This window comes from Streptomyces sp. NPDC030814, assembly GCF_055572155.1.
The window spans coordinates 121,094-137,084 of the sequence record NZ_JBVIDX010000007.1 but is presented as its reverse complement, the minus strand read 5'-3'; the positions used below and the strand labels follow the sequence as shown (position 1 = coordinate 137,084).

The 15,991-nt window shown below is 70.7% G+C and carries 11 protein-coding genes and 2 pseudogenes; 3 read left to right on the top strand and 10 right to left on the bottom strand.

Annotated elements, in window-relative coordinates; genetic code table 11:
* Window positions 1-19 precede the first annotated feature (19 nt).
* The 10 genes from ACZ43N_RS17295 to ACZ43N_RS17250 all read right to left on the bottom strand — a co-directional run bounded on the left by ACZ43N_RS17295 (window position 20) and on the right by ACZ43N_RS17250 (window position 13,415).
* Window positions 20-1,792, bottom strand: a complete 1,773-nt coding sequence (locus ACZ43N_RS17295; RefSeq protein ID WP_468098332.1) for an IucA/IucC family protein — start codon at window positions 1,790-1,792, stop codon at window positions 20-22.
* Window positions 1,789-2,334, bottom strand: coding sequence for a GNAT family N-acetyltransferase (locus ACZ43N_RS17290; RefSeq protein WP_468098330.1), 546 nt, complete (start codon window positions 2,332-2,334; stop codon window positions 1,789-1,791). The genes ACZ43N_RS17295 and ACZ43N_RS17290 overlap by 4 nt, the downstream gene beginning before the upstream one ends.
* The gene (locus ACZ43N_RS17285) at window positions 2,331-3,620 is read right to left on the bottom strand and encodes a lysine N(6)-hydroxylase/L-ornithine N(5)-oxygenase family protein (RefSeq protein ID WP_468098329.1); all 1,290 of its coding nucleotides are present in this window, start codon (window positions 3,618-3,620) and stop codon (window positions 2,331-2,333) included. The genes ACZ43N_RS17290 and ACZ43N_RS17285 overlap by 4 nt, the downstream gene beginning before the upstream one ends.
* Window positions 3,601-5,046 (bottom strand): lysine decarboxylase DesA, encoded by a 1,446-nt coding sequence (gene desA, locus ACZ43N_RS17280; protein ID WP_468098327.1) that lies wholly within the window; start codon window positions 5,044-5,046, stop codon window positions 3,601-3,603. Before desA ends, ACZ43N_RS17285 begins: the two co-directional genes overlap by 20 nt.
* 173 nt (window positions 5,047-5,219) lie before the next feature.
* Complete coding sequence (locus ACZ43N_RS17275) at window positions 5,220-6,077, bottom strand: siderophore-interacting protein (RefSeq protein ID WP_468098326.1); 858 nt, start codon at window positions 6,075-6,077, stop codon at window positions 5,220-5,222.
* 190 nt (window positions 6,078-6,267) lie between these two features.
* Entirely contained in the window at window positions 6,268-7,317 is a 1,050-nt protein-coding gene (locus ACZ43N_RS17270; RefSeq protein WP_468098324.1) for an ABC transporter substrate-binding protein, read from the bottom strand.
* 365 nt (window positions 7,318-7,682) lie between these two features.
* Window positions 7,683-8,843 carry an acyl-CoA dehydrogenase family protein gene (locus ACZ43N_RS17265; RefSeq protein WP_468098323.1) on the bottom strand — a complete coding sequence of 387 codons (1,161 nt, stop codon included), beginning with the start codon at window positions 8,841-8,843 and terminating at the stop codon, window positions 7,683-7,685.
* 6 nt (window positions 8,844-8,849) lie between these two features.
* Window positions 8,850-9,779, bottom strand: coding sequence for a hydroxymethylglutaryl-CoA lyase (locus ACZ43N_RS17260; RefSeq protein WP_468098619.1), 930 nt, complete (start codon window positions 9,777-9,779; stop codon window positions 8,850-8,852).
* 53 nt (window positions 9,780-9,832) lie between these two features.
* Complete coding sequence (locus tag ACZ43N_RS17255; protein WP_468098617.1) at window positions 9,833-11,779, bottom strand: acetyl/propionyl/methylcrotonyl-CoA carboxylase subunit alpha; 1,947 nt, start codon at window positions 11,777-11,779, stop codon at window positions 9,833-9,835.
* Between the two features lie 19 nt (window positions 11,780-11,798).
* Window positions 11,799-13,415 carry a carboxyl transferase domain-containing protein gene (locus ACZ43N_RS17250; protein ID WP_468098322.1) on the bottom strand — a complete coding sequence of 539 codons (1,617 nt, stop codon included), beginning with the start codon at window positions 13,413-13,415 and terminating at the stop codon, window positions 11,799-11,801.
* A gap of 86 nt (window positions 13,416-13,501) precedes the next feature.
* Between ACZ43N_RS17250 and ACZ43N_RS17245 the strand changes: the two are divergent.
* The 3 genes and pseudogenes from ACZ43N_RS17245 to ACZ43N_RS17235 all read left to right on the top strand — a co-directional run.
* Window positions 13,502-13,753 (top strand): annotated as a pseudogene (locus tag ACZ43N_RS17245) (TetR/AcrR family transcriptional regulator); the annotation flags it as partial.
* Window positions 13,754-14,002: 249 nt separating this feature from the next.
* Window positions 14,003-14,383, top strand: a pseudogene (locus ACZ43N_RS17240) (TetR/AcrR family transcriptional regulator); the annotation flags it as partial.
* Window positions 14,384-14,823: 440 nt separating this feature from the next.
* On the top strand, window positions 14,824-15,981 hold the full coding sequence (locus tag ACZ43N_RS17235; protein WP_099964685.1) for an acyl-CoA dehydrogenase family protein: 1,158 nt from the start codon (window positions 14,824-14,826) through the stop codon (window positions 15,979-15,981).
* Window positions 15,982-15,991: the final 10 nt, after the last annotated feature.

The window sequence follows — 15,991 nt, the reverse complement described above, 5'->3', positions numbered from 1 at the left end:
GGACTTCCACAACACCCCCCTAGAGGCCCGCTACGGGATTCTTCAGGTCGCCGACCAGTTGCAGGGCGCCCGCCGGGTCCGTCAGGTCGACCATCTGCCTGTTGTCGCGCAGCTGGAGCCGGTTGAGGCAGGACAGCGCGAACTCGGGGGCGAACATGTCGTACTGGGCGAACCTGTCGGCGAGTTCCGGCATCGCGTGCTGGTAGTCGCGGACCGTCCCGGCAACCGTCCGCCAGAAGTCCTCCTCCTCCAGCACGCCCTCCTCGGCCAGGTTGGCGGCGAGGAAGCGGAAGAAGCAGTCGAAGACGTCCGTGAAGATCGACAGGAGCTTCTTGTCCTCGGGGACGTCCACGCGGAGGCGTTCGACCGCCGGCGGAAGGACCGCCTGTGGGTCCATGACCGCGATCTCCTCGGCGATGTCCTTGTAGATCGCCCGCTCGACCACACCGTCCTTCAGGACGAGGATGACGTTCTCGCCGTGCGGCATGAAGACCAGGTCATAGGCGTAGAAGCTGTGCAGGAGCGGGGTGAGGTACGCCTTCAGGTAGCGGCGCAGCCACTCCGTCGGGGTCAGGCCCGAGCGTTCGATGAGGGCCGCCGCGAAGCCGTTGCCCTCGTGGTCCACGTGGACCAGGGAGGCCATCGTCGCCAGCGACTCGCCCTCCTGCAGACCGGACACCGGGCTCTCCCGCCACAGCGCGGCCAGCATCTTGCGGTACGGGGAGTACCGGTCGGTGGCGGCCTCGTACTCCAGGTGCCGGTAGCCGACGGCGGCGCGCTCCCGGATGATCGACAGACCCGTCGACTTCAGCACCGGGTCGTTCTCGATCAGCCCGGCCAGCCAGTCGTTGATCGCCGGGGTCGCCTCCATGTACGCCGCCGACAGGCCCCGCATGAAGCCCATGTTGAGGACGGACAGGGCCGTCTTCACGTAGTGCTTCTCGGGACGGGACCGGTTGAAGAACGTACGGATCGACTGCTGGGCGAGGTACTCGTCGTCGCCCTCACCGAGCAGCACCAGGTTCTGCTGGGCGACCTCGGCGGCGAAGGTGACGGAGAGCTTGTTCCACCACTGCCAGGGGTGGACCGGGATGAACAGGTAGTCGGCCGGGTCCAGCTCGAGGTCGGTGAGGACGGAGGTGAAACGGGCGACCGTATCCGCGCCCAGCTCGTCCCGCAGGAACGCCTCGTACTCGATGCCCACGCCCGCGGTGAACGCCGCCCGGGAGCGGTGCGCGGCCAGCCAGACCAGGCGGACCGGGTTCGCCGTCTCCGGCGCGTACGCCAGGTACTCGTGGACGCCGAAGCCGAGGCGGCCGTTGTTGGCGACGAAGCAGGGGTGCCCCTCCGTCATCCCGGTCTCGATGGCCTGGAAGCCGGCGTCCACCAGCTCGGCGACCGGGGTCTGCGGCTTGGTCAGCTTGTAGCAGGTGCCGGAGAGAGTGGAGGAGATCTCCTCCAGATAGACCGGGAGGATCTCGTCGCTCAGCCCCAGGGACCCCTTCAGCTCGATGAAGAAGTCCAGGGCGGCGAGGGGGAGGTCGACGCCGTCCCGATGACGGGAGATCGAGTCGGCGTCGACCTGCCAGTGGTCGAGGGCGTAGCGCTTCGCGGTGAACCCGTAGCGGGTCAGACCGTCGTCGCTGCGCACCTCGAAGCGGCCGTCGGCGGTGGCCTCGGGCGTGATCAGCCGCTCATGGGCGAACTCGGCGAGGGCCTTGCGGACGAGCAGGCGGTTGGCCCGTGCCCAGCGGTGGGGGGACAGATGCGCCACGGCATCGGACAGGGTCATACGGGGACTCCTCGGGCGGCGAGGCGGTGACTGGCGAGGAACTGCTCCCGCGTGCAGAAGCTGAGCAGCGCGCGCTTCTCCGGCTTGTCGATCTCGCGGTCGGGGACGAAACCGACGAACGCGTTGAGCGCGTGCACCGCCGTGTTGGACACGTCCGGCTCGACGACGACACGGCGGGTGGCCGGGTCCTCGAAGAGATGCGCCATCACGGCGGTGATCACGGACCGGGTGAACCCGTGCACGGGGGTGTCCGTCGGCGGCACCAGGAAGTGCATGCCGACATCGCCGGGCTCGGGCTCGTACAGGCCCACCAGCTCGCGGTGGGCGGGGTCGTACTTCTCCATGAGGAAAGCGGGTTCGCCGGCGCGGAGGCCCAGCAGGGCGTGGTGGTGCGGGTCGGCCGCGATCTCCAGGTAGGCGCGCTCGACGTCCTCCGGCCGGGCGTCCTGCATCATCCAGTAGGCCGCCTTGGGGTGCGTGACCCAGCCGTGCAGCAGCTCGGCGTCCTTCAGCGGGTCCAGGGGACGGAAGGTGAAGGTCATACCGCGAACTCCTGGAAGGCGACGGTCTTCTCGACCGGGTAGTACTCGGTGCCCAGCAGCTCGCGGATGATGGACGCGTTGCGGTAGGGGCCCATGCCCAGGTCGGGCGAGGTGACGCTGTGGGTGTGGACGCCCGCGTTCTGGAGGAAGATCCCGCGGCCGGTGGTGTCGATGGCGTAGTTGCGGGCCACGTCGAAGCGGCCGTGGCCGTCGAAGACGAGCCGGTCGCGGACCGGGGCGAGGAACGCCGGGGGCCGGTAGTGGTAGCCGGTGGCCAGGACCAGGCCCTCGGTCTCGATCTCGAAGTCCTTGCCCTGCTCGTCCTGGCGGAAGCCGAGCGTGTACCGGCCGTCCTGGTAGGTGGCGCTGTTCAGGGACGAGTTGGTGAGCAGCCGGGTGGGGACCGGGCGGCCGCCGGCGGTCACGTTCTTCTGGTAGAGCAGGTCGAAGATGGAGTCGATCAGCTCCGAGTTGATGCCCTTGAACAGGCCCTTCTGCTGCTTCTCCAGCCGGTAGCGGGTCTCCTCTGGCAGCGCGCGGAAGTAGTCGACGTAGTCCGGGGACGTCATCTCCAGCGTCAGCTTGGTGTACTCCAGCGGGAAGAAGCGCGGGGAGCGCGTCACCCAGTTGAGCCGGTAACCGTGGACGTCGATCTCGGAGAGCAGCTCGTAGTAGATCTCCGCGGCGCTCTGGCCGCTGCCGACGATCGTGATCGACTTCTTCTTCTGCAGCTCCGTCTTGCGGTGCTTGTACTGGGCGGTGTGGAAGAAGTCGCCGCCCAGGTCCTCGCAGGCCTCGGGGAGGTAGGGGACGGTGCCGGTGCCGAGGACCAGCCGGCGGGCGCGCAGGACGTCACCGTCGGCCGTCCGCACGACGTACACCTCGTCCTCGTACGTCACCTCGGTGACCGTCGTGCTGAAGCGGACGTTGCTCAGCCGGTTCGCGGCCCAGCGGCAGTAGTCGTCGTACTCGACCCGCAGGGGGTAGAAGTTCTCGCGGATGTAGAACGAGTACAGCCGGCCGGACTCCTTCAGGTAGTTGAGGAAGGAGTACGGCGACGTCGGGTCGGCGAGGGTGACCAGGTCCGACATGAACGGGGTCTGGAGGTGGGCGCCGTCGAGGAACATCCCCGAGTGCCACTCGAAGGCCGGCTTCGCGTCCAGGAAGATCCCGTCGAGCTCGGCGATGGGCTCGGTGAGGCAGGCGAGACCGAGGTTGAAGGGCCCCAGTCCGATGCCGATGAAGTCGTGGAGGTGCACGGCGGATTCAGGAAGCGACGCGGTCAAGGGATTCTCCCAGGTACTGCTCGGCGTGGCCGGCGATCAGGTCGAGGACGGCGGCGATGTCGGCCGTCGTGGTCTCGGGGTTGAGCAGAGTGAACTTCAGGTAGTGGCGACCGCCCACCTTGGTGCCCGCGACCACGGCGTCGCCGGAGGCGAACAGGGCCTTGCGGGCGTACAGGTTGGCGCGGTCGATCTCGGCCGGGTCGGTGACGGCCTCGGGGATGTAGCGGTAGACCAGCGTGGACAGCCGGGGCTCCACGACCACGTCGTAGCGGGGGTCGGCGGCGAGCATTTTCCAGCCCTCCTCCGCCAGGTCGCAGACCTCGTCGAAGAGCCGGCCGACGCCGGCGGCGCCCATCGTGCGCAGCGTCATCCACAGCTTCAGCGCGTCGAAGCGGCGCGTGGTCTGGAGGGACTTGTCGACCTGGTTGGGGATGCGCTCGGTCACCATGCGACGCGGGTTGAGGTACTCCGCGTGGTACGTGGCGTGGCGCAGGGTGGCGCCGTCCCGGACCAGGACGGCGGAGGAACTCACCGGCTGGAAGAAGGACTTGTGGTAGTCGACGGTGACCGAGTCGGCGCGCTCGATCCCGTCGAGCAGAGCCCGGCGCTTGAGGGAGACGAGCAGACCGCAGCCGTAGGCGGCGTCGACGTGCATCCACGTCCCGTACTGGGCGCACAGCTCGGCCATCTCGGGCAGCGGGTCGATGGATCCGAAGTCGGTGGTGCCGGCGGTGGCGACGACGGCCATGGGGACGAGGCCCTCGGCCTTGCAGCGCTCCAGCTCACGGGCGAGCGCCATGGTCTGCATCCGCTTGTCGGCGTCGACCGGGACGGAGACGACCGCGTCCTGCCCGAGGCCCAGCAGTTTCGCCGACTTCTTGACGCTGAAGTGGCTTACCTCGGAGGCGAGGATCCGCAGTTTGCCGGCGTCGTCGGTCTTGGCCTCCTCGCGGGCGAGGAGCAGCGCCTGGAGGTTGGACTGTGAGCCGCCGGAGGTGAACACGCCGTCGGCGGCGGGGCCGAAGCCGACGCGCTCGTTGGTCCAGTCGATGAGTTTGCGCTCGATCAGGGTGCCGCCCGCCGACTGGTCCCAGGTGTCCAGCGAGGAGTTGACGGCGGAGAGGACGGCCTCGCCGAGCACGGCCGGGATGACGACCGGGCAGTTGAGGTGGGCTAGGTAGCGGGGGTGGTGGAAGTAGATCGCGTCCCGGAGGTAGACCTCCTCGAGTTCGTCGAGGACCGCGGCCGTGTCGTGCAGCGGCTTGTCGAGGTCGATCCTCTCGATGGCGGGAGCGAGGGCGTCGACGGTGACACCGGTGAACGGCCGGTCGGTGGTGGCGAGTTTGGCCGCCACCCGCTCCACGCCTTCGGTCACGGTGCGGCGGTACCGCTCCGCGGTCGTGTCATTGAGCAGGTGCGAGCGCATGGGGAGGTCCTCCGAGCGGGGGGCGGTCCGGGTGGGACGGGGAGGTGAGGGGCGATGGGATCCCCCGTCGATTTAGGTAAGGCTAACCTAATTTATCTGGGTGAAGCCATGCCTCAACCGTGACTGTCATCACGCCAGTCACGCCTGCGCCAGGGGCAGTTGGTGCGAAGGGGCTACTCGCCGCGTTCCCGCAGCTGTTCCTCCGTCAGGCCCTCACGCCAGTACCCGACGAAGGTCACGCGCCGCTTGTCGATTCCCCGCTCCCGCACGAGATGGCGGCGCAGCTGCCTGACCCGGCCGGACTCCCCGGCGATCCAGGCGTACGGAAACGCGCTGGGCGGCAGCGGGGCGGCCCGGACGGCGTCGAGCCCGGGCGGCGCGCCCTCGCTCCGCACCAGCCAGGTGATCTCGGCGTCGGCCTCGGTGGCCAGGTCCTGGATGTCCCCCGCGTGGTGGACCTCCAGCCAGACCCGCGCCGGCGTCCCCGCCGGCAGCGACTCCAGGATCGCGGAGGCGGCGGGCAGCGCCGTCTCGTCCCCCCAGAGCACCACCAGGTCGGTGTCCGCCGGCGGCCGGAACCGGATCGCCCGGTTGTCGGCGATCGCGGGCCCGAGCAGCACGACCCGGTCACCGGCGCGCGCCGTCGACGCCCACCGTGACGCGGGCCCGGCGGGCACGGCGGCCCCCGGCTCGACCCCGTGCAGCACGAAGTCGAGGTCGATCTCGACGGTGTCGCCGCGCGCGTCGGTCCGCAGCCCCCGCAGGGTGTACGAGCGCATCACCGCCCGCACGCCGTCCGGCAGCTCCCGCCACGCCCGCCACCACCCGTCGCCCAACTCGTACGGCACGACCGGCGCGTCCTGCCCCGGCTGCGGCAGGAACAACGACAGCGACTGGTCCCTCCCGTCCGACAGGAAGAACCGCAGGTCCTCCCCCGCGAAGGAGACGCGCACGAGAGACGGCCCCAGCCGCTCCGTCCGCACGACCTGGAGAGAGAAGAAACGGAAGGGCGCGGCTACGGCCGTCGTCATGGCGGGGCTCCGGAATCAGGGACGGGGCACAACGGGAGGGGGCAGGCCGGGAAACCCAAGGCGGTGTCGAAAATCCCGTCGTCCGCCCGGAGGGCAGGCGCCGCGGCGCAGGCGGGAGTTTGCGGACACGACCGAGGGGCGCGGGGAACTGCGCGACCAGCCACACACGACCCGCGGTCGAGTACGGCGGTCAGCTGACCTTCTTGGCCTTCTCGATCGCCTCGGCCAGCTCCTCCAGGAGCGGCGCGCACTTGTCGTAGGACAGGATCGGCTCGGGGTTGCGCCCGATGACCTGCCCGGCCTTGACCGCGGGCAGCTTCTTCCAGGTCGCCTCTTCGATCGCGTCCGGCTGGATCGCCGACGTGCGGTTGTCCATGATGATGACGTCCGCGGCGTACTTGTCGACGTTCTCCCAGCTGAGGTTCTCGAACCAGCCGCCGCTGGCCTTCAGCGCCTTGGCGCTCGGCTCGACGAAGTTCACGCCGAGGGCCTTGAAGTACTCCAGGTCGATGGAGAGGTTCGAGCCGGACACGTAGAAGATGTCCTGGCTGGCGGAACCGGCCAGCACCTTGATGTCCGGGTTGGCCTTGGTGGCCGCGCGCAGCCGGGCGGCGGCGTCCTCGAACCGCTTCTTCGCGGCGGTGACCTTCTCGGACTCGACGTCCGCGCCGAGCGACCTGGCCAGCTCGTAGACCCGCTGGAGCGGCTCGGTCATCTGGCGGTCGTACACGGAGATACCGACGCTCTGAGCGAGCCCCGTGATCTTCTCCTTGGAGGACTCGGGCACGTACCAGAGGGTGCCCGCGTCGTCGAACATCGTGGTGATGAGGACGTCGGGGGAGAGGGCCGCGTACTTCTCGACGCTGAACTCGTCCCAGACGTTGCCGATGATGGTGACCTTGCTGATGTCGAGGTCGCCGGCCTGGACGTCGGCCTTGCCGTCCTGCGTCTTGGTCGGGCCGAAGACGCCCTTCACGCCGATGCCGTAGTCGTGCAGCGCGGCGGCGACGCCCACGAACGCGACGATGTTCGCCGGGGTCCTGTCGAGCTTGACGGTCTTGTCGCGGTCGTCCTTGAAGGTCCAGGGGCCCGACTTCGCGGCCGCCGTCTCCTTGCCGGAGCCGGCGCCGCTGCTCGTGTTCTCGTCTCCGCAGGCGGCGAGCACGGCACCGAGGCCGAGGGCGCCACCGGCGGCGAGGATGCCACGGCGGGTGAGGTGAGCGGCTCTGGCGTTGGGCATGAGTATGGCTACTTTCGAACGGGGCGGATGGCCGCCCGAGGGTGAGTTCGAAGGTAGGTTAGCCTAACCTCACTACTTGTCCAGGGGGTGGGGTCTGCTCCTGGAGTACCCGCACCCGGATGTGCGTCGCTCCTTGAGTTTTCTGTGAATCGAAGGCCGGACTTCTTCACCGAGTGCTGAAAGAGTGCGAACCGGTGGGTGGCCTCGCCGTTGCGAAGGTCTCATCGAGGGGGGTCGGCGGGGGCTGGCCCCAACAGCCGCCCGAGGCAGGCCTGTTGAGGGAGCGCTCGTGTCTGCCGAGCACCCCCACGCAGCGGAAGGCCGGATCCGTGAAGAACGAATCCGGCCTCCGCGATACCGCGGTGTCAGCCCACCAGCCCCAACTCCCGGGCGATCAGCATGCGCTGGACCTCACTCGTGCCCTCGCCGATCTCCAGGATCTTGGAGTCGCGCCACATGCGGGCCACCGGATACTCGTTCATGAAGCCGTAGCCGCCGTGGATCTGCGTGGCGTCGCGGGCGTTGTCGACGGCGACCGTGGAGGAGTAGAGCTTCGCCAGGGCCGCCTCCTTCTTGAAGGGCTCCCCGGCGACCAGCCGCGAAGCGGCGTCACGCCACGCGAGCCGGGCCGTGTGGGCCTTCATCTCCATGTCGGCGATCTTGAACTGGATCGCCTGGTTGGAGCCGATCGGCCGGCCGAAGGCGTGGCGCTCCTTGGCGTACTTCACCGACTCGTCGACACAGCCCTGGGCGAGACCCGTGGCGAGCGCCGAGATGGCGATCCGGCCCTCGTCGAGGATGCGCAGGAACTGGGCGTAGCCGCGGCCGAGTTCGCCGAGGAGGTTCTCTGCCGGGACCCGGACGTCGGAGAAGGACAGTTCACGGGTGTCGGAGGCGTTCCAGCCGACCTTCGAGTAGGGGGCCGCCACCGTGAAGCCCGGGGTGCCGGACGGGACGATGATCGAGGAGATCAGCGGCTTGCCCTCAGGGGTGCGGCCGGTCACCGCCGTGACCGTGACGAGTCCCGTGATGTCGGTGCCGGAGTTGGTGATGAAGCACTTGCTGCCGTTGATCACCCACTCGTTCGTGTCCTCGTCCAGCCGGGCCGTCGTGCGGGTCGCGCCCGCGTCCGAGCCGCCGTCCGGTTCGGTGAGGCCGAACGCGCCCAGTATCTCCCCCGAGCACAGCCGGGGCAGCCACTCCTCCTTCTGGGCCCGTGTGCCGAACAGATGGATCGGCATGGCGCCCAGGGAGACACCCGCTTCCAGCGTGATGGCCACGGACGAGTCCACCCGCGCCAGCTCCTCCAGCGCGACACCCAGCGCCAGATAGTCACCGCCCATGCCGCCGTACTCCTCCGGGAACGGCAGCCCGAACAGCCCCATCCGGCCCATCTCGCGCACGATCTCGTACGGGAACTCATGGCGCTCGTAGAAGTCGCCGATTTTGGGCGCGACGACCTCGTGCGCGAACTCCTCGACCGTGCGGCGGAGTTCTTCGAGTTCGTCAGAGAGGTGGTGGTCCATGAAATCTCACTGCTCCTTGTGGGAGAGGGCTCGTACGGTGCGGGACGGGCTGGGCCGGCCCAGGTGGTCGGCCATCCACGCGCTGGTGGCGACGAGACGGCCGAGGTCGACACCGGTGTCGATGCCGAGGCCCCGCAGCATCCACACGAGGTCTTCCGTGGCGAGGTTGCCGGTGGCGCTCTTCGCGTAGGGGCAGCCGCCGAGGCCGCCCGCCGACGCGTCGACCGTCGTGACGCCGTGCCGCAGCGCCGCGAGAGTGTTGGCGAGGGCCTGGCCGTAGGTGTCGTGGAAGTGGACACCGAGGGCCGGGGCGGGCATGCCCGCCTCGTTCAGCGCGGTGAGCAGCGCCTGCACATGGCCCGGGGTGGCGACGCCGATGGTGTCGCCGAGGCTCAGCTCGTCGCAGCCCATGTCGATCAGGGCCCGGCAGACCCGGACGACCTGCGGCACGGCGACGGGCCCCTCCCAGGGGTCGCCGAAGCACATGGAGAGATAGCCCCGCACATGTACGCCGTCGGCCTTCGCCCGGGACACCACCGGGTCGAACATGGCCAGCGCCTCGTCGACCGTGCGGTTCAGGTTGGCCTTGGCGAAGGACTCGGTGGCGCTGGCGAAGACGGCCACCCGGCGGGCGCCCAGCGCCAGGGCCCGGTCGAGGCCGCGCTCGTTGGGCACCAGGACCGGCAGGTCCACGGGGAGACCGGCGACCTGCGGGAACAGCGCCTCGGCGTCGGCGAGCTGCGGCACCCACTTGGGGTGCACGAAGCTCGTGGCCTCGATCGTCGTCAGCCCCGCGTCGGCCAGCCGGCGGACGAACTCGGCCTTCACCTCCGTCGGGACGGTCGCCTTCTCGTTCTGCAGGCCGTCGCGGGCGCCGACCTCGTGGATGCGCACCCGCGCCGGGAGCCCGTCGGCGGCCGGTGCCGGAACGGTCATCGGCAGGCCGAGGACGGAACCCCCTGCGGCCGCCCCGGTGCTGTCCGGTGAGCTCATCGCGCCGCCTCCTCGTCGGACTCGTGCGGGGCGACGACCGCGAGCACCTGGTCCATGGCGACGGTCGTGCCCGGTGCCACGTCCAGCTCGGTGACGGTCCCGGCGTGCGGCGCGGAGATGACGTGCTCCATCTTCATCGCCTCCACCACCAGCAGACTCTGGCCCGCGCTCACCTCGTCCCCGACGGCGACCTTCACCACGGTGACCGTGCCGGGCATCGGCGCCGTCAGCGAGTCCGCGCCCGCGTGCGCCCCGCCGGTGAGGACGGCGGCCACCGGGTCGTGGTCCCGTACGTGCCAGGCGTCGCCGTCACGGCCGAGCCAGTCGGCGGCGTGGTGGAAGGTGTGGCGGACGCCGTCCAGGGTCACGCAGACCCGGTCGTCGGTGACCGTGCGGGTGCCCAGCGGGCGGTGGGTGACGGGATCGAGCCCCGGCACCCGCAGGTGGAAGGCCGGGGGAACGGGTTCACCGCCCAGGCGCCAGCCGTTCGGCACCGAGAAGGGGTCCGTCCAGCCCTCTCCACGCGGGCTCAGCCCGTCGAGCCGGACGGCGGCCGCCGCTTCGTACACGGCCTCGGGGACCCCGTCCGGTACGAGCCCGTCGACCTCCCGCTCGACCAGGCCCGTGTCCAGCTCGCCCGCGACCACCGCCGGATGCGCCAGCAGCCGGCGCAGGAACCCGGCGTTCGTCTGGACGCCCAGGGTGACCGTCCCGGCGAGGGCGGCCCGGAGCCGGCGCAGCGCGGTGGGCCGGTCGGGGCCGTACGCGATGACCTTGGAGAGCATCGGGTCGTACAGCGAGCCGACCTCCGTGCCCTCGGTCAGGCCGGAGTCCGTGCGGACGCCGTCGCCCTGCGGTTCACGCAGCCTGAGGATCGTGCCGCCGGAGGGGAGGAAGCCACGTGAGGGGTCCTCGGCGCAGATCCGGGCCTCGACGGCGTGGCCCGTCAGCCGGACGTCGTCCTGGGCGAGGGCCAGCCGCTCGCCCGCCGCGACCCGCAGCTGCCACTCGACCAGGTCGACACCCGTGACCAGCTCGGTCACCGGGTGCTCCACCTGGAGGCGGGTGTTCATCTCCATGAAGTAGTACGACGACGGATCGCCGCCGGGGACGATGAACTCCACCGTGCCCGCGCCGGAGTAGCCGCAGGAACGGGCCGCCTGGACCGCCGCCTCGCCCATCGCGGCACGGGTGGACTCGTCGAGCAGGACGCTGGGCGCCTCCTCGATGATCTTCTGGTGGCGCCGCTGGAGGGAGCACTCGCGCTCCCCGAGGTGGATCACGTGCCCGTGGTTGTCGGCCAGGACCTGGATCTCGATGTGCCGGGGGCGGTCGATCCACCGCTCCACGAGGAGGGTGTCGTCGCCGAAGGAGGCGCGGGCCTCGCGGCGGGCGGCGGCGATCTCGTCGGCCAGCACGCCCTCGTCCCGCACCAGCCGCATGCCCTTGCCGCCGCCGCCCGCGCTGGGCTTCAGCAGTACCGGCATGCCGATCTCCCGCGCGGCGGCGGCGAGCTCGGCGTCGCCCAGACCGCTGCCGCTGGAGCCGGGCACCACCGGCACCCCGGCCGCCCGGACCGTCTCCTTGGCGCGGATCTTGTCCCCCATGAGGGAGATGGCGTCGGCGGGCGGCCCGATGAAGACCAGGCCCGCCGCCGCGCACGCCCGAGCGAACTCGGCGTTCTCCGCGAGGAAGCCGTACCCCGGGTGCACCGCCTGCGCGCCCGTGCGGGCCGCCGCCTCCAGCAGGCGCTCCACCGACAGATAGCTCTCCGCCGCCGGCGCCGGACCGATCCGTACCGCCGTGTCGGCCTCCCGTACGTGCCGGGCGTCGGTGTCCGCGTCGGAGTACACCGCGACCGAGCGGACGCCGAGGGCGCGGAGGGTGCGGATGACACGGACGGCGATCTCGCCGCGGTTGGCCACCAGCGCCGTGTCGAACATGCTCACGTTCACAGCCCCCTCACATCCGGAAGACGCCGAACTGGGGGTCCCCCAGGGGCGCGTTGGCGCAGGCGGTCAGGGCGAGGCCCAGCACCTGGCGGGTGTCCAGCGGGTCGATCACGCCGTCGTCCCAGAGGCGGGCGGTGGCGTAGTAGGCGTTCCCCTGGCGCTCGTACTGGGCGCGGATCGGGTCCTTGAAGGACTCCTCGTCCTCCAGCGGCCACTGCTCGCCCCGCGCCTCCATCTGATCCCGCTTCACCGTCGCCAGGACCGACGCGGCCTGCTCGCCGCCCATCACCGAGATCTTGGCCCCCGGCCACATCCACAGGAAGCGCGGCGAGTACGCCCGGCCGCACATCGAGTAGTTGCCCGCGCCGTACGAGCCGCCGATGACGACCGTCAGCTTGGGAACGCGGGTGCAGGCCACCGCCGTCACCATCTTGGCGCCGTGCTTGGCGATGCCGCCGGCCTCGTAGTCCCGGCCGACCATGAAGCCGGAGATGTTCTGCAGGAACACCAGCGGGATGCCGCGCTGGTCGCACAGCTCGATGAAGTGGGCGCCCTTCTGGGCCGACTCCGAGAACAGGATGCCGTTGTTGGCGACGATGCCCACCGGGTGGCCGTGGATCCGGGCGAAGCCGGTGACGAGGGTCTGCCCGAACTCGGCCTTGAACTCGGCGAAGCGCGAGCCGTCGACCACGCGCGCGATGACCTCGCGCACGTCGTAGGGGGTGCGGGAGTCGACCGGCACCGCCCCGTACAGCGTGTACGGGTCCACCTTGGGTTCGACGGCCGGCTCGACCCGCCAGGGGAGCGGGCCCCGCGAGGGGAGGGTGGAGACGATCGTCCGCACGATCCGCAGGGCGTGCGCGTCGTCCTCGGCGAGGTGGTCGGTGACCCCCGAGACCCGGGAGTGGACCTCGCCGCCGCCGAGCTCCTCCGCGGTGACGACCTCGCCGGTGGCGGCCTTCACCAGCGGCGGGCCGCCGAGGAAGATCGTGCCCTGGCCCCGGACGATCACGGCCTCGTCGCTCATGGCCGGGACGTACGCGCCGCCCGCCGTGCACGAGCCGAGGACGGCCGCGATCTGCGGGATGCCCGCGCCCGACATCCGGGCCTGGTTGTAGAAGATCCGGCCGAAGTGCTCGCGGTCGGGGAAGACCTCGTCCTGCATGGGCAGGAAGGCCCCGCCGGAGTCGACGAGATAGACACAGGGGAGACGGTTCTCCAGCGCCACCTCCTGGGCGCGCAGGTGCTTCTTCACCGTCATCGGGTAGTACGTGCCGCCCTTGACGGTCGCGTCGTTGGCGACGACGACGCACTCGCGGCCGCTGACCCGGCCGATCCCCGCGATCACCCCGGCCGCCGGCGCCTGCCCGTCGTACATGCCGTCGGCGGCGAGGGGGGCCAGCTCCAGGAAGGGCGAGCCCGGGTCCAGGAGGGTGTCGACCCGGTCCCTGGGCAGCAGCTTGCCGCGCGCCGTGTGCCGGGCGCGCGCCCGCTCGCCTCCGCCGAGGCGGGCTGCGGCCATCTTGGCGCGCAGCTCCTCGCCGAGGGCGCGGTGCGCGGCCTCATTGGCCCGAAAGGACTCCGCCGCGGGTTCCACCGCGGTCGTGAGCTCCGGTGCCTGGTCCATCGTGCGGTCCCCTCACCTTGGTTAATGAGCGTTAACGCATTTCCCCCAGGTTAACGACCGCTAACCTCCCTGTCTAGAATTGGCTCATGGCCACCAGAACCGACGCCCCCACCCGTCGCGAGCAGATCCTCAAGGAGGCCGCCCGGCTCTTCGCCGAGCGCGGCTTCCACGGTGTCGGCGTCGACGAGATAGGCGCCGCCGTGGGCATCAGCGGCCCCGGCCTCTACCGCCACTTCGCCGGCAAGGACGCGATGCTCGCGGAGCTCCTGGTCGGCATCAGCGGCCGGCTGCTGACCGGCGCGAAGCGCAGGATCGCCGAGGCGGACGGCTCGGCGGGGAGCGCGAGGGGCGTCTGGGGTGCCCGGAGCGCCGGGGGTGCCGGGGGTGCCGGGGGTGCCGAGCGCGGCAGGGGCGCCGGCGGCGGTGGTGGCACCGCGGCGGCGGGTGGCGCTGGTGGCGCTGCGGCGGCGGGTGGTGCCGATGGCGCTGGTGGCGCTGCGGCGGCGGGTGGTGCCGGTGGCGCTGGTGGCGCTGCGGCGGCGGGTGGTGCCGGTGGCGCGTCGGCCGCCGGGGGTGCCGTGGTGGTGCGGGTGGACGGAGGTGGAGGCCGGCGGGACTCCGAGGCGGTGCTCGACTCGCTCATCGAGGGGCACATCGACTTCGCCCTCGACGACCGTCCCCTCATCACCCTGCACGACCGTGAGCTGGACCGCCTCCGCGACAGCGACCGCAAGCTCGTGCGCCAGCTCCAGCGGCAGTACGTCGAGCTGTGGGTCGAGGTGCTCCGCGAGGTCTACCCCGCCCTCGCCGAGCCCGCCGCCCGCTCCGCCGTCCACTCCGTCTTCGGCCTCCTGAACTCGACCCCCCATCTGGGCCGCCCGGGTTCCCTGCCGGGCCGCGCGGCCACGGCGGAACTCCTGCACCGGATGGCCCGGGGTGCCTTCGCGGCGGCGAGCGGCGAGGGATGAGCGAACCGTCGACGGGCGCCGGTACGGAGGAACGGCGCCCGTGGCGAGGCCTACTCTGCTGAGTCGCACCGCTTCCGGCCATGCTGGTGCGGCGGGTCGCGAGCCGGGTTCATCGGGGAGAACGAGATGCCGGGCGCCCGCTTCTCCGGAAGCGGTCGCCGCGCGGACGGTGTCGGCGTCCCGGCGGGCGCCGCGCGGCAGGTGGTGCATCGGCGCCGGGCCGGGCGGTGTCCTCGACGGTGACGTGGATGTCCCGTGCCCGGGCCAGGCGTGACGAGCGTTACGCCCCTCCCTCTCTGGACGGCTGTTCGTACTCGCCGGTACGGTTGCTCTGAGCAAGCGCTTAGACAACCGGAGCCGGGTCGTGCGCCCTGGACTCCGCCGGCTTGCAGCCATGTGGGTGAGAGTGGCGCCGGTTCGGGCGCAGAAAGGGGTCGGCCGTGCGCCGTACGGTGTTCAACGAGGATCACGAGGCGTTCCGGGAGACCCTGCGTGCCTTCATCGAGGCCGAGGTCGTCCCCGTCTACGACGAGTGGCTGGCCGCGGGCCAGGCGCCGCGCGACTTCTACTACAAGCTCGCCGAGCTGGGCGTCTTCGGCATCCGCGTGGACGAGGAGTACGGCGGCGCCGGCATCGACTCGTACAAGTTCGAGGCCGTGCTCTACGAGGAGACCGCCCGCGCCGGCATCACCTTCGGCGGCTCCGGCGTGCACGTGCTGCTCGGCCTGCCGTACATCAAGATGCTCGCCAACGACGAGCAGAAGAAGCGGTACCTGCCCAAGTTCGTCTCCGGCGAGGAGATGTGGGCGATCGCGATGACCGAGCCGGGCACCGGCTCCGACCTCGCGGGCATGCGGACCACCGCCAAGCTCAGCGAGGACGGCACGCACTACGTCCTCAACGGCGCCAAGACCTTCATCACCGGCGGTGTGCACGCCGACCGCATGATCGTGTGCGCCCGCACCGCCGCCCCGACCAAGGAGGACCGCCGCCACGGCATCTCCCTCTTCGTCGTGGACACCAAGGCCGAGGGCTACTCGGTCGGCCGCAAGCTGGACAAGCTCGGCCTGAAGACCTCCGACACCGCCGAGCTGGCCTTCGTCGACGTCAAGGTCCCCGTCGAGGACCTCCTCGGCGAGGAGAACAAGGGCTTCTACTACCTCGGCCACAACCTCGCCTCGGAGCGCTGGGGCATCGCCTACGGCGCCTACGCGCAGGCCAAGGCCGCGATCCGGTTCGCCAAGCAGTACGTGCAGGAGCGCGTCGTGTTCGGCCAGCCCGTCGCCGCCTTCCAGAACACCAAGTTCGAGCTGGCCGCCTGCCAGGCCGAGGTGGACGCCGCCGAGGCCGTCGTCGACCGCGCCACGGAGGCCCTCGACGCCGGTGAGCTGACCCCGGCCGAGGCCGCCAGCGCCAAGCTGTTCACCACCGAGGTCGCGCACCGCGTCATCGACCGCTGCCTCCAGCTGCACGGCGGCTACGGCTTCATGAACGAGTACCCGATCGCCCGCCTGTACGCGGACAACCGCGTCAACCGCATCTACGGCGGCACCAGCGAGATCATGAAGTCGATCATCGCGAAGGACATGGGTCTGTAAGGTCCCGGAA

Bases quoted from the DNA above. Each gene is read 5' to 3' on its own strand.
- ACZ43N_RS17295 (WP_468098332.1), bottom strand. From the start codon at position 1,792: ATGACCCTGTCCGATGCCGTGGCGCATCTGTCCCCCCACCGCTGGGCA.
- ACZ43N_RS17250 (WP_468098322.1), bottom strand. From the start codon at position 13,415: ATGGACCAGGCACCGGAGCTCACGACCGCGGTGGAACCCGCGGCGGAG.
- ACZ43N_RS17265 (WP_468098323.1), bottom strand. From the start codon at position 8,843: ATGGACCACCACCTCTCTGACGAACTCGAAGAACTCCGCCGCACGGTC.
- ACZ43N_RS17275 (WP_468098326.1), bottom strand. From the start codon at position 6,077: ATGACGACGGCCGTAGCCGCGCCCTTCCGTTTCTTCTCTCTCCAGGTC.
- ACZ43N_RS17260 (WP_468098619.1), bottom strand. From the start codon at position 9,779: ATGACCGTTCCGGCACCGGCCGCCGACGGGCTCCCGGCGCGGGTGCGC.
- desA (WP_468098327.1), bottom strand. From the start codon at position 5,046: ATGCGCTCGCACCTGCTCAATGACACGACCGCGGAGCGGTACCGCCGC.
- ACZ43N_RS17270 (WP_468098324.1), bottom strand. From the start codon at position 7,317: ATGCCCAACGCCAGAGCCGCTCACCTCACCCGCCGTGGCATCCTCGCC.
- ACZ43N_RS17255 (WP_468098617.1), bottom strand. From the start codon at position 11,779: ATGTTCGACACGGCGCTGGTGGCCAACCGCGGCGAGATCGCCGTCCGT.
- ACZ43N_RS17290 (WP_468098330.1), bottom strand. From the start codon at position 2,334: ATGACCTTCACCTTCCGTCCCCTGGACCCGCTGAAGGACGCCGAGCTG.